This window comes from Mariniflexile sp. AS56 (assembly GCF_030552475.1).
Lineage (GTDB): Bacteria > Bacteroidota > Bacteroidia > Flavobacteriales > Flavobacteriaceae > Mariniflexile.
In genome coordinates this window covers 55,326-69,182 of record NZ_JAUPED010000003.1, presented here as the reverse complement: position 1 = coordinate 69,182, position 13,857 = coordinate 55,326, and the positions used below count along the sequence as shown (strand labels likewise).

General features: G+C 35.5%; 8 protein-coding genes. 7 read left to right on the top strand and 1 reads right to left on the bottom strand.

All coding sequences use genetic code 11. The features are described from left to right. Window positions 1–37: 37 nt before the first annotated feature. Genes Q5N74_RS04840 through Q5N74_RS04830 form a run of 3 tightly spaced genes read left to right on the top strand, consistent with a single transcriptional unit; the run spans window position 38 to window position 3,048 of the window. Entirely contained in the window at window positions 38–1,456 is a 1,419-nt protein-coding gene (locus tag Q5N74_RS04840; protein ID WP_304387601.1) for a CCA tRNA nucleotidyltransferase, read from the top strand. A 25-nt stretch (window positions 1,457–1,481) separates the two neighbouring features. Then, window positions 1,482–2,495 carry a COX15/CtaA family protein gene (locus Q5N74_RS04835; protein WP_304387600.1) on the top strand — a complete coding sequence of 338 codons (1,014 nt, stop codon included), beginning with the start codon at window positions 1,482–1,484 and terminating at the stop codon, window positions 2,493–2,495. Between the two features lie 37 nt (window positions 2,496–2,532). After that, window positions 2,533–3,048, top strand: coding sequence for a hypothetical protein (locus Q5N74_RS04830; RefSeq protein ID WP_304387599.1), 516 nt, complete (start codon window positions 2,533–2,535; stop codon window positions 3,046–3,048). 7 nt (window positions 3,049–3,055) lie between these two features. On the opposite strand, the gene Q5N74_RS04825 is transcribed toward Q5N74_RS04830, so the two are convergent. Next, complete coding sequence (locus Q5N74_RS04825; protein WP_304387598.1) at window positions 3,056–4,117, bottom strand: hypothetical protein; 1,062 nt, start codon at window positions 4,115–4,117, stop codon at window positions 3,056–3,058. 227 nt (window positions 4,118–4,344) lie between these two features. On the opposite strand from Q5N74_RS04825, the gene Q5N74_RS04820 reads away from it, so the two are divergent. From Q5N74_RS04820 to Q5N74_RS04805, 4 genes are all read left to right on the top strand, one after another. After that, window positions 4,345–5,241 (top strand): ABC transporter ATP-binding protein, encoded by an 897-nt coding sequence (locus Q5N74_RS04820; protein ID WP_304387597.1) that lies wholly within the window; start codon window positions 4,345–4,347, stop codon window positions 5,239–5,241. Between the two features lie 10 nt (window positions 5,242–5,251). Then, window positions 5,252–6,076 (top strand): ABC transporter permease, encoded by an 825-nt coding sequence (locus tag Q5N74_RS04815; RefSeq protein ID WP_304387596.1) that lies wholly within the window; start codon window positions 5,252–5,254, stop codon window positions 6,074–6,076. 27 nt (window positions 6,077–6,103) lie between these two features. Further along, window positions 6,104–8,818: a T9SS type B sorting domain-containing protein gene (locus Q5N74_RS04810; protein ID WP_304387595.1), complete on the top strand. Its 2,715-nt coding sequence runs from the start codon at window positions 6,104–6,106 to the stop codon at window positions 8,816–8,818. A gap of 125 nt (window positions 8,819–8,943) precedes the next feature. Beyond that, window positions 8,944–13,833, top strand: coding sequence for a T9SS type B sorting domain-containing protein (locus tag Q5N74_RS04805; RefSeq protein ID WP_304387594.1), 4,890 nt, complete (start codon window positions 8,944–8,946; stop codon window positions 13,831–13,833). Window positions 13,834–13,857 lie beyond the last annotated feature (24 nt).

The following is a 13,857-nucleotide window of genomic DNA, read 5'->3' as shown; positions in this document are numbered from 1 at the left end:
TCTTGGAATTTGACTTTCGAGTATTGAAATATCATCAATGAATTACAAAGAAGCATTACACCACAATATTTTTAAAACAATTTCCCAATCTGCTAAAGAATTAGGCTTAGACAGCTACGTTATTGGCGGTTTTGTACGCGATTTTATATTAAAACGCGGCACTGCTAAAGATATTGATGTGGTTGCTATTGGCGACGGTATAAAACTCGCCAAACAAGTTGCTAAAAACCTACCAACAAAACCAAAAGTACAGGTTTTTAAAACCTATGGCACTGCCATGCTTCGTTATGATGATATTGAAGTTGAATTTGTTGGAGCACGAAAAGAATCGTACACCGAAGACAGCAGAAACCCTGCGGTTGAAAATGGCACCCTTCAAGACGACCAAAACCGTCGCGACTTCAGTATAAATGCCATGGCTTTAGATTTAAGTGCATCTAATTTCGGTAATTTACTAGACCCTTTTAATGGCGTTGAAGATTTAGAAAACAAAATAATTCGCACCCCATTAAACCCAGATATCACCTATAGTGACGACCCGTTACGCATGATGCGTGCCATTCGCTTTGCAACCCAATTAAATTTTACGATTGAGCAAAGTTCTTTAGATGCCATTACGAGAAATTCTGATAGAATTAGAATAATAACCAACGAGCGTATTGTTGTAGAACTTAATAAAATTCTTGAAAGCGAGACCCCGTCCATTGGATTTTTGCTTCTGGAACGCACCAATCTTTTAAAACATATCCTACCCGAACTTATTGCCTTAAAAGGTATTGATGAAGTGGAAGGACAGCGCCATAAAGACAATTTTTATCACACATTAGAAGTGGTTGATAATATTGCAAAAAATACAAACGACGTTTGGTTACGTTGGGCTGCTTTACTGCACGATATTGGAAAAGCACCAACTAAAAAATTCAGTAAAAAAGTAGGTTGGACCTTTCATGGCCATGAGTTTGAAGGCTCCAAAATGGTTTATCGATTATTCAAACGTCTAAAAATGCCTTTGAATGAGAAAATGAAATTTACTCAGAAAATGGTATTGATGAGTTCGCGCCCTATTGTATTAGCCAACGATGAAGTTACAGATTCTGCAGTTCGCAGACTGGTGTTTGACGCAGGCGATTTTGTAGACGATTTAATGACGCTTTGTGAAGCCGATATCACTACAAAAAACCCTAAAAAGTTCAATAAATACCACAACAATTTTAAAATTGTTCGTGATAAAATTATAGAAGTTGAAGAACGCGACCAGGTAAGAAATTTTCAACCTCCCATTTCTGGTGAAGAAATTATGGAAACGTTCAACTTAAAACCTTCAAAAGAAATTGGCATTATTAAGGAAACCATCAAGGAAGCCATTCTGGAAGGAGAGATACCAAATGAGCATGAAGCAGCTTACCAATTGATGTTGAAGGAGGGTAAGAGACTCGGGTTAAAAATTAACAATTAAAACAATTCGTGTATTCGTGACTAGCATGAACAAAGACAACAAAAAAGTCATCTATTGGTTATTAACCGGATGCCTACTACTTTTTATAATGGTTATAATTGGCGGTATAACCCGGTTAACCGATTCGGGCTTATCAATTTCTAATTACAAATTAATTTCTGGCACTATTCCGCCAATAGGCGAACAAGAATGGCAAGCGGCCTTCGACTTATACAAACAGTTCCCTGAATACCAGAAACTTAACAACCACTTTGGTTTAGACGATTTTAAAAGCATCTATTTCTGGGAGTGGTTACACCGCGTTATTGGTCGCTTTATTGGCTTGGTATTTATTATTCCGTTCATTTACTTTTTACTACGAAAACAACTTACTAAAAAAACCATATTAAAATGCATGGTTTTGCTTGGTCTTGGGGGTTTTCAAGGTTTTTTAGGCTGGTATATGGTGAAAAGTGGCTTAGTAGACATGCCAGATGTTAGCCATTTTAGACTCGCCGCCCACTTAACAACGGCTTTTCTAACATTTGCAGCAACACTTTGGGTGGCACTAGACTTGATGTTTCCACACCGAAAACCAGCCAACAAACCCATCAGAAAACTTATTATAATAAGTTACGTTGTGCTCATTTTTCAAATTATTTATGGCGCATTTGTGGCAGGTTTAAAAGCCGGTTTATTACACAACCATTGGCCATTGATGAATGAGGGCGAATTTATTCATTTTACAGCCTACACACTAGAACCATTTTACAAAAACTTTATAGAAAACCCAAGCGGCATTCAGTTTATACACCGTACAACGGCTTATTTAGTCGTGTTTTTCATATTTCTTATTTGGAGAAAATCTAGAACACTGTCATTAACAACACAACAACAAAAAGGGATTAACGCCTTAATAATTTTGGTGTTTGCTCAATTTGTTTTAGGTGTTTTTACCATTATTTTACAAGTTCCACTATGGCTAGGTGTAGCACATCAAATAGGTGCTTTTTTATTATTAAGTGCCATGACATTTACCTTACATCGCTTTTCAAAATAGTTTTAAAAAACATACCTTTGCAAAATATTTTTTTTCCATGATTTACAGATTTAGAGTAATACTTGACAATGACGTTGATGACGACGTTTTTCGCGATTTAGAAATTCGTGAAACCGATACGCTTGAAGATTTACATAACATCATCACCCAATCTTTTGGCTTCGATGGTACCGAAATGGCGTCCTTTTATTTAAGTAATATTCAATGGGATCAAGGTGAAGAAATATCATTATTTGATTTAAGTGAAGATGCTTCAGCACGTTTAATGAGCGAAACGGCTATTAACGATGTGGTTCACGATAAACAAACACGACTTATTTATGTGTACGACTTTTTAAGCATGTGGACATTTTACGTGGAATTAGCTGAAATTGTTGAAGAAACTCAAGGTGTCGATTACCCTAACTTAATGTTTGTACATGGGCAAATACCGGATGAAGCACCAGAAAAAATCTTCGAATCTGACGATGATTTTGACGATTTCAACGAGTTTGATGACGACCTAGACGTAGAAGATTACGACGGTTTAGATTTCGACGAAAACTGGAATTAACCCCACTTTACCTAAAGTTAGCAGGGTTTATATTTTCATAATTTTGGGTTAAAAATTCTAAAGATTTCTTTAGAATTTGTCCCATAGATTGGCATTCCATAAACTCAGCATCTAAAGTATACTCAAATATTTTTCCTTTTAGCAAATCAATGTTGGCTGTTTTAGAAATCACGTCATTTACCATACAATCTACAAGTTCATCAATTCTTCCATGAAAACTTTTTAGACGTTTCACTAAAATAGAACGCTCTTCAATTTTATATTGGTCTATCGATAACTTTTGAAAGGTTTCAGATACCAATTCTACCATTTTTAAATTTTCCTTAAAAAACTGAGGTCTGTAAACATTAAACTTCCCTTCGTATGATTGTTGATCAAAATCAATGGCTCTAATTTTATACACCACGTGATCAAAATCGTGGGTTGGTACAATCACGTAATTATACGAACGCATATCGCCCAAAAGCCTGATCATACAACGTTCGTTAAATTTCACAAACTCCTTCGCTATTTGCGATTTTTCAGACTTATCACACTTCGGTAAAAAATTCTTAATAAACTCATCTCCCGGAATACCCGCAATATGCTCTTCAATTAAAGTGTCCTTATAAACCAAAAAATTCAAATTATACGGCGACAACATATGCTCTAATTCCAAACCATAAACCCGAGACGCATCGGCCGTTTTAATATAGAAATAGGTAAAATTATCATTTAAAATATTTCGGATTTTTATCCTGAAAGGTTTCGAGTTTCCAAACGTGCAAAAATCAATCGCATCTACACTTAAAAAAGGGATGGTATTTTCGTTTCCATCGGAGTGTAAAATGGTGTAAACTTTCTTCAACGACAACTCAATTTCCTGTCTTTCAAACTCATTATAGTACACCCGTATCCAAAGTGTATCATTATCCTCCTTATCATAAACCACAATAGACCCTTGAAAACGCAATAAATCATCATAAAAAATAGGGATTTTTATATTCCTATTATATTCAGAAAGGTACTCGTGTAACTTCGGTTTTATTGGGAAAGATGGTTTTTTCTTAGAAATTATTAAATCGTCCATAGCATATAAAGTTAATCAAAAATAGCGTTTTTTAGGGCGTTACCACAAGGGTCGGGCTATTCACTGCAATCTTTTTGTTCGTGCCTCACCAAAAGGATTTCCGTTGCTATCCCTAACGCATCACAAAATATAGTTATTTTTTTTAACATGTAACAAATCAGACAAACAATCGTCCTACTTTAAAGCGAACTAAACAGAATTCACGTTCTGAACAAAACATAATCATTGTGGAACCCATACTAACCATTACCAATCTCACCAAAAAATTTGGATTTTTAACAGCTGTAAAAGACCTATCATTCACCATAAACAAAGGCAATGTATATGGCATTTTAGGACCAAATGGCAGCGGAAAATCGACCACCTTAGGCATTGTTTTAAACGTAGTTAACAAAACTCAAGGCGATTTTAAATGGTTTAACGGTAACACAACCACGCACGATGCTTTAAAAAAAGTAGGCGCCATTATAGAACGCCCCAACTTTTACCCGTACATGACGGCTGCCCAAAATTTAAAATTAGTTTGTAAAATTAAGAATGTCGATTTCAGTAAAATTGATGAAAAACTAGAAGTTGTGGCTCTTTTAGAACGAAAAAACAGCAAATTTAGCACCTATTCGCTGGGTATGAAACAACGTTTAGCCATCGCCTCTGCCCTTCTTAACGATCCAGAAATTTTAATTCTAGACGAACCTACTAATGGTTTAGACCCACAAGGTATTCACCAAATACGTGAAATTATAAAACAAATTGCGACCAAAGGCACCACTATTTTATTAGCATCTCACTTATTAGATGAAGTAGAAAAAGTCTGTTCACATGTAGTGGTACTTAGAAAAGGCGAAAAACTATATTCTGGCAGAGTCGATGAAATGATTTCCAGCCACGGTTTTTTCGAATTAAAATGTAATGATCAAGAAGGTTTAGTAAAGCTTTTAGAAAACTACCCTACCTTCGGAAAAATAAAAGTACAAGACAACCTGGTCACTGCTTTTTTAAATGAACCTATGAAATCTGAAGATTTCAACAAACTCCTGTTTGAAAAAGGCATTATACTCACCCATTTAGTACAACGTAAAGAAAGTTTAGAAGAACAGTTTTTGCAATTAACAGATACCCACTAATACCAACCACATGTTACGACTTTTAAATTTAGAGCTACAAAAACTTTTACTAAATAGAACCAGTAAAATACTCATATTCATCTCCTTCATTTTACCGTTTTTTGTAATCTTATTATCATCCTTAAAAATAAATATTTTCGGTTTTTTCACCTTAGAATTAGGTGAATTAGGCATATTCAATTTCCCTATAATTTGGCACATTACTACCTTTTTTGCCTCACAATTCAAATTCTTTTTTGCCATTGTCGTAGTAAGCATGATTGGAAACGAATACAGTAACAAAACCCTGAAACAAAACCTTATTGATGGTTTAAGTAAAAAGGAATTTATACTTTCTAAATTTTACACCATTGTGTTTTTCTCATTCGTTTCTACGGTGTTAATTACTCTTATCTCGTTTTGTATTGGCATGTATTACTCCAGCTATAACGAAGCCTTCATTATACTTAGTGAAACTAATTTTTTGGTGGCTTATTTTATTAAGCTCGTCGGCTTTTTTAGTTTATGTTTATTTTTCGGAATGCTAGTAAAACGTTCCGCGTTTGCCTTAGCTTTTTTATTCATTCTATTTATTTTAGAATGGATCCTTTTTGGAATCATGGCATGGAAATTTGATGCTAGTACTGCAGAAAAAATTCAAAACTTCTTTCCTTTAAAGTCTATGTACAAACTTATAGACCAACCTTTCCAACGTATTGCCATGACAAAATTTCCCGACAAAGCAAATTTAACCTATGATTATGCCGTACATTGGTATGAAATAGCCATCGTATTGGCTTGGACAGCCTTATTCATCTTTTTATCGTACAGATTATTAAAAAAGCGCGATTTATGATATCTTTGATAGCTTTGCTATGTATAAATGAAAAAGACCTTATTAATTTTAATATTTGCCAGTAGTATTCTATGCTTTGGCCAAAAAGAAGCTTCCAATTGGTACTTTGGTGACAATGCGGGAATTCGCTTTAATGCCGATGGATCGGTTACAGAAATAACAGACGGAAAATTAAGTACCATAGAAGGTTGTACAACCATTTCAGATGCTAATGGAAATCTATTATTTTACACCGATGGTGTTACCGTTTGGAATAAAAACCACAGCATAATGCCAAATGGTTTTGGCTTATTTGGAGATTCATCAAGTACGCAATCGGCCATTGTTGTACCTAAACCAAAAGACCCGACTATTTACTATATATTCACGGTAGACACTACTGTAAATAACGATCCAGATTTCGGATTCAACTATTCTATTGTCGATTTAACATTAGAAGGTGGCTTAGGAAATATCACCGTTAAAAACAACAATTTACTCGATTTCACTTCGGAAAAAGTTACAGCGGTGGTAAAAGATTGTGTGAGTCAATCCATATGGGTTATCACCTACGGCCCATTTGAGGCCGGTTTTAACAACAGCTTTTTTGCTTATGAAGTTAGTAGCACAGGGTTAAACACAACCCCTGTAGTTTCAACTTTCTCCACATTTACTGAAGATTCACGAGGTTATTTAAAATTATCCCCAGATGGGACAAAACTAGTTTCATCAAATGCAACTTCTGGTTTATATATTTATGATTTTGATAAAGACACCGGAACAATAGCGAATGAAAGACGTATTAATATTGGTTTTTCGCTTAACAATACAAAACCACAAATTTCATACGGTGTTGAATTTTCTCAAAACAACCAATTACTATATATAACAAGTTATTTCGAAACAGACCGAGATAATACCAATAACCCGAATGCCCAGTATGGTGCTTTATTACAATACAACTTAACAGCTCCAAATATAAGCAGCAGTGAAATTGTAATTGACAGTAGAATTACCTACCGCGGCGGCTTGCAATTGGGCCCCAATGGAAAAATATACCGTTCCATGAATGACACCTATGGCCAAGGCACACCTTATTTATCAGTTATAAACGCTCCCAACAATATTGGAGCAGCCTGTAATTACACAAATAATAGCTTTCGTTTAAGCAGAAATGCAAGACAAGGCCTGCCTCCTTTTATAACCTCGTTTTTTTCCGAAAAAATTGATATTATAGGAAATAATTCAAGTAGTACGGAACTCCTTTTATGTGAAGGAGACATTTTTACATTAAAATCTGATGTTATTCCAGGCGCCACTTATAGCTGGACGCGTAATGATGAACCGCTGACTAACTCTACCAATGAGTTAGAAGTTGTTGAAGATGGATTCTATAAAGTTTTTATAGACCCCAATACCGGTGAATGTGATAGTACTTTTGAAGGTGTTGCCTATGTTACTTATAACGAAAACCCCGCGGCCAACAATTACACCCTGAGTCAATGTGATGAAGATGGTGTTGCTGGCGGATTTACAAGATTCAACCTAAACGAAGCGACAACATACTTAACCGGAAACGACCCAACATTGTCTGTTATATTTTACACCGATGCTGCTAGAACAGATGAAATAACGAACACCAAGGCGTATAATTACAATTCTGATGCGCCACAACCTGTGTATGTGAGCGTATTAAACACAAAAACGGGCTGCTCAAGCACTTCCATATTAACACTAAACGTAACCACTTCGCAAATAGCCGATTTCACACCAACTCCGCTATGCGATGAGCTGGGTTCTGAAGATGGTATTAACGTGTTTAATCTAGATACTATTACTACGGAAATGCAGGCTAGCTACAATTTCATATACAACATTACGTATTACAAAACCTTTGAAGACGCTCTTTTAGAACAAAACAAATTAGCTATTTCCTATACAAATAAGACACCCTACTCTGAAACCATTTACGCCCGTGTGGAAAATGACAACAGCTGTTTTGGTATTAATAAGGTTATATTAACGATTAATAAATTACCAATTATTCAAACAGAAGACAGTCTGTTTTATTGTTTAAATAAATTCCCTGAAACAGTTACTATCGATGCTGGTATGCTTAACGATTCGCCTAACAACTACACTTACCAATGGTCTACAGGAGAAACTAGCTATCAAATTCAAGTCAATGAAACAGGAAGCTATAGTGTAATCGTAAGTAATGCTAATGGCTGTAGTAAAGAACGCGTGGTTACAGTTAACCCCTCAAATATTGCGACTATTGGAGACGTTGTCATAAAAGATGTGACTCAAAACAATACCGTTACCGTACTTGTTTCTGGTGAAGGCACCTATGAATACCGACTACTCGATGAGAATAATAACGTTTATGCCAATTTTCAAACAAGCAATCTCTTTGAAAATGTGAAACCAGGCATCTACACGATATCTGTTAAAGACGTAAAAAACGACTGTGGTATTGTAAACGACAAAATTTCTGTTATTGGTTTCCCTAAAGTTTTCACTCCAAATGGCGATGGTTATAACGATACCTGGCAAGTATATGGGGTTTCCAAAATGTTTCAGCCTAATACAAAAATTCTTATCTTTGATAGATTTGGAAAATTAATCAAACAAATAAAACCTTTAGAAGAAGGTTGGAATGGTTTATTTAATGGAAAAGAATTACCGGTAGATGACTATTGGTTTTCTGTTGAGCTACAAGATGGTCGTATATTTAAGAATCATTTTTCCTTAAAACGATAGACTTCTGCTTTAAAACAATAAAAACAAGCGTTTCGTCCTATTTTTTTTGCATTTCATCTGAAATTTACCTATTTTTCGCCATATAAAATTTAGCATTCGCACGTTTTTTACCCAAATAAAGCAAAGTGAAAAGAAGCCTACATAATTCCCTTATTTTTACCCTACTTTTTTGTAGCTACAACCTCATGTTTTCTCAGCAAATAACTGTAGATGACACCGTTGGTTTACAACAACTTATTGAAGATAATTTAGTGCAAAATAGTTGTGTTGATATTACAAACATCACATCGTCTGTAAATGGAACCGCGAGTGGATTTTCAAGTTACGCCTATTTTGAAAGAGGAAGTTCTAATTTTCCGTTTCAAAACGGTATCATGCTTTCAACAGGAAATGCGACTTCTGGTGGTAATGGTGCCACTTCACCTACTTTAAGCGAAGGCTCTTCAAATTGGGGAACCGATCCTGATTTAGAAACCGCTTTAGGTATTAATAACACTGTTAATGCGACCTCAATAGAATTTGATATTGTTTCCATTTCTAACCAGCTTCAATTTAATTATTTATTAGCTTCTGAAGAGTATTTTGGTATCAACCCGTGTCAATTTTCAGATGGCTTTGTATTTCTTATAAAAGAAACTGGCAGTCCAGGACCTTATCAAAACATCGCTTTAGTTCCAGGTACTACAACACCTGTGAATACCAATACCATTCACGACGAAATTTTCGGTGTTTGTTCCGCCCAAAACCCACAATACTTTGATGGTTATAATGTTGGAGACACCAATTACAATGGTAGAACAACCGTTTTAACAGCATCGGCAACTATTACGCCTTATGTACAATACCATATTAAATTAATTATTGCAGATCAAACGGATTTCCAATCAGATTCAGCTGTTTTTATTGAAGGCGATAGTTTTAAAATTCTAGACCTAGGTGAAGACATTACAACTTGTGCGAGTTTAGTAACCTTAGATGCCGATATAGAAAACCCTTCAGCCTTTTACCAATGGTATTTAGACAACAACATCATAACTACCGCAGTAAATTCTACCTTAGATGTAACTCAAAATGGAACTTATAGAGTAGAAGTAACAGTATCTTTAAATGGAAATAATTGCGTTGAAGAAGATGAAATTGTAGTAATTCTTAATACCGAAGAACCTATAGATGCCATAACCAATTACCAATTGTGTGATGACGCGAGTGCAGACGGTATCGAGATATTCGACCTTACAACTAAAAATTCGGAACTAGCTGCCAATATTCCTTTTAGCAATTATACATTTAGTTACCACTATTCCGATTTAGAGGCTAGAAGTAATATTAATGAAATTATTACACCCATCCCTAATTCTTCAAACCCTCAAACTATTTATGTTCGAATTGACGATTTAGACAGTAATTGTTTTTCGTACACCACTTTTAATTTAATAGTGAATCAAGTCCCAAATATTGTTGCTCCTACCCCTTTAGAGGTTTGTGATAATGACGATTTTCCTGATGGTTACGCCGTTGTGTATTTAGATGAAAAAGATGATGAAATTACTGCAGGACAATCAAACTTAGCCGTTTCCTATCATTACACGCCTGCTGATGCTAATTCCGGAAACAACCCCATACCATCACCTTACATTAATACAGCAACACCAACAAGTACGGTGTACCCACGTATTATGAATACGCAAACCGGTTGTATAAACACCACTACTTTAGAGGTTAATGTGAGTGTAAGTCCCATTTTAGACAGAGACACCCGGTATTTAGATGCCTGTGATGCCGACCATGATGGCTTTGCTAGTTTCGATTTAACTGAAGTTATAAGCGATATTGAAGCAGGATTAACCAATGTTACCTCCACGTTTCATGAAAGTTTTGATGATGCCCAATCAGGTACTAACCCTATTGCAGACCCTACTAATTATCAAAATGTAAATCCAGAAGAACAAACCATTTACGTAAGGGTGGAAGATGATAGTACGGGTTGTGCGTCTATCGTTCCATTAGAAATTCACTCCAACCTATTATTAACAGCAACAAATACGGGCGATTACGCATTATGCGACAATAATGATGATAATACAGACACTTTAGACTTCAACCTTTTCACAGTAGAATCTGAAGTTGCAAACGAATTACCTTTTCCAATTGAAGTAACTTTTTTCGAAACGGAGGAAGACAGAGACGCTAATATAAACCCAATACCTAAAAACGTTTTATATAGTGCTTTAAGTCCGAAATTATTATACATACGAATTGTAAACACAGATAGCGGTTGTTCTGAAGTCTCAGAAATCACTCTTTTAGTAAATCCAATTCTATTATTTCAACCAGCAGCGCCGTTGCCTTATTGTGACACGGACAATGATGGCATTGTAGAAATAGACTTACATTCGTTAGATGATATTGTTACCAATGGTAATTCAAATTTCAGCGTATCTTATTTTGCTAGCGATGCAGATGCACAAGTGAATTCACCACAGCTTCCGCCTTTTTACACCAATTCGAATTCGGTTGAAACTATATTTGCACGTATTGAAAACATCACCACAGGTTGTTACACAGTAAACTCTTTTGATATTGAGATATTAGTAGCTCCTGCAACTACAACGCCTTCAGATATTATTATTTGTGATGACGATTTAGATGGATTTTCTATCATCAACCTTAACAATAAAATTGATGAAGCAGTCGCAAGTCGATCCGGTGTTAACATTAGTGTTCACACGTCAATTGATGATGCCAACACAAATTCTAACGCCATTCCAAATTCAGATTTAACAGCTTACAATTCAAATACACAAACCATATACATTCGCGTTGAAGATGGTATATCGAACACGGGCTGTTTTTCTATTGAGTTTTTCGAGGTCATTGTTAATACACTTCCAGACTTTCCGGTAATAAGCGAATACCAGGTCTGTGAAGAAGACGGTGACTTTTTTGCAGACTTTTTATTATCTGAAAAAGATGCTGAAATTCTAAACGGTCAATCAGGAAAAGAAGTATTTTATTTTGAAGATGCAGCCTTTACTTCAGCAATCGACAAAAACGCGATTTATCAAAACACATCAAGTCCACAAACAATATACGTAAGGGTTGAAAATATTACCGATGCAAATTGTTTTGGCACCTCTTCATTTATAATACAAGTAGCGCCAGACCCCGTTTATAATGCCATTGAAGATTATTTAGTTTGTGATGATAAAAGTAACGATGGTATAAATGTGTTCGATTTAAGTCTAAAAAGAACAGAAATTGGCCAAGGTTCTACTGATAATTTAAACATTTCCTTTCACGGCACACGCCAACGGGCGGAAATGAATATCAATCCATTACCTGAGCAATATACCAATGCTACTAACCCACAAACCATTTATGTTCGAATTGAGAGTAGCAATTCATTATGTTTTGTTATTGAAGAATTGGGTATAAACATTATTGCAGCGCCAGACATTACAGAAGTATCTACCCCTTTAGTTGAGTGCGATGCCGATTATAATGGCGTTACCACCTTCAACTTAGAATTGGCCGATTTTGAAATAAATGACCGAGTTCAAGGCAACCTAATTACCAATTACTTTGAAACCATTAATGATATCAACCCAAATGATGGTTTAGATAATTCAAATGAAATTACAAACCCATCGGCTTATGATTCTAATTCAAAAACCGTTTATATCAAAGTAGCCAATACTTTAACAGGTTGTTACAGCGTCATCCCTTTAGAACTTATTGTGAATTTACCACCTCCAACAAATACTATTGGCACTATTGAAATCTGTGATAATGATACGAACACGTACGATTTAACCTTGGTAAATACCATATTTGTGAATGACACTAATGGCGTTACCATTACCTATTTCGATTCACAAAATGATGCGGATACCAATACAAATCCTTTAGCGAACACCTACAATTATACAGCAAGTAATCACATTATTTATGCGAGAGTTTCAGATGACACAACAGCATGTTTCATTGTTCAAGAATTTAATCTGCAAATAAATCCAAATCCAGTTGCCAATTCAACTCCTAATTTAATTTCTTGTGATGATGATTTTGATGGATTTTTCGAATTCAACTTATCGGTTACAGCAAACTATATTTTAGGTACACAAAACCCAAACCAACACAGCATTAGTTATTATAATGATTTAGATAATGCGGAAGCAGGCACTGATGCCTTAGGCAACTTACACGCCGCTTTTAATGGTGAAATTATTTATGCTAGAATAGAAAACAACACAACAGGCTGCTACGACATCACTCAATTTTCCACCGTAGTAAACCCACTTCCTATTATATCATTAGACGATGTAATACCTATGTGTATTAACAACCTACCTTTGGTTATTGATGCTTACACAGGAAACCCGAACGACACCTATTTATGGTCTACCGGAGCAAGAACATCACAAATTCTATTAACCGACCCTTCACAAATTGGCGATTATTGGGTGACTGCCACCACACCGCACTTAACTTCGGCTGATTGTTCATATACAAAAACATTCACCGTAATAGAATCTGAAGACGCTAATTTAAACTTTACAACCACGGTCGATTTTGCCGACCCGAATAGTATTACGGTTAATATTAGTGGTATTGGTGATTACGTTTTTATTTTAGACGATGGCGAACCACAAACTTCCAATGTGTTTGAGAATGTCACCTTTGGTCTTCATATTGTAACTATACGCGACTTAAATGGTTGTGAAGATGTTACCACCGAAGTGGTTGTTATAGACATTCCTAAGTTTTTCACACCCAATAACGATGGCACGTTTGACACTTGGCACATCGTTGGTGTCAATCAACTACCAGGAACCATAGTTTATATTTATAACCGATACGGTAAACTACTAAAAACCTTACCGCACACAGCAATGGGATGGAATGGAACTTACAATGGTGAAAACATGCCTTCAGACGATTATTGGTTTGTAGCCCAAGTTATTCAAAACGGAAATCCGTTTAATATTAAAGGCCATTTTGCCCTAAAACGCTAAAAACCTTGTTTGTTAACGAATAAA